This is a genomic window from Streptomyces sparsus (genome assembly GCF_054776295.1).
Genome location: NZ_BAAHCA010001395.1, coordinates 1 through 890 on the forward strand (window position 1 = coordinate 1; position 890 = coordinate 890).

Here is an 890-nt window from a genome sequence, read left to right on the forward strand (position 1 = left end):
GGCAGGCCCTGCGCCCCGTGGTCGGGGTGGCGCGGTGCCAGCCACGCCAGCGGGCGCAGCAGCGGCAGGGTCTGCCCGGCCGTCACTACCGTCACCGCACCCGTCGCCGCGGCGACCCCCAGCAGCAGCGACCGCCGGTCCCGCTCGTCCGGATCGGCCCCTTCCGGCTGCGGCCGCCTCCGCCGCCAGTGCGCGCCGATCTGCGGCGCCTTGACCGCCACGTGCAGCAGCAGCGCACCGACCAGCACCCACGCCAGTGCCCAGTGCACCTGGCGGAAGGAGAACGGCCACACGTACCACTGGGCGATGTTCAGCAGGCCGAGGAACAGCTCCAGCAACGTGGCCGCCACCAGCACCCCCACCGACAGCCGCTCCAGGGCGTGCCGCCAGGAGCGCACCGCCGGCCGCTGGAACAACCGCGGGTACACGGTCCAGAGTTTGGCCAGCAGCAGCGGGACCGCCGCGATGCCGGTGGCCACATGCAGGCCCTGGGTGAGGCGGTAGCCCCACACCGGCCGCGTCGGCAGCCGGCCCAGCAGCCAGTCGGGCTGCTCCTGGAGCAGATGGCTGATCACCCCGGTGACGAAGCACACCAGCAGCGCCGCGCCCAGCCACCGGCCCACGACGGTGGCGGTACGCGGATCGTGGAGCCGCCCGCGGAAGGCGACCGCGGCGCTCACCATCCGGTGAAGAGAAGGTGGTTGACGGTCAGCGCGACGACGGCCTGCGCGGCCAGCCACCACCGGTGGTCGCGGGCCGGCAGCAGCGCGGCGGCGGGCAGCAGCCACACCGCGAACGGCAGCCAGATCCGTTCCGTCTCCGCCTTGCTCATGCCGGACAGGTCGGCGACGAGCATGGCCAGCAGGGCGCCGGCGACGAGCACCACCAGC

The 890-nt window shown here is 74.4% G+C and carries 2 pseudogenes; both read right to left on the reverse strand.

The window, feature by feature from the left end:
- A pseudogene (locus tag ACYVE9_RS28645) lies at positions 1–683 on the reverse strand (molybdopterin-dependent oxidoreductase); the annotation flags it as partial.
- Positions 677–890, reverse strand: a pseudogene (locus tag ACYVE9_RS28650) (hypothetical protein); the annotation flags it as partial. The pseudogenes ACYVE9_RS28645 and ACYVE9_RS28650, both read right to left, overlap by 7 nt.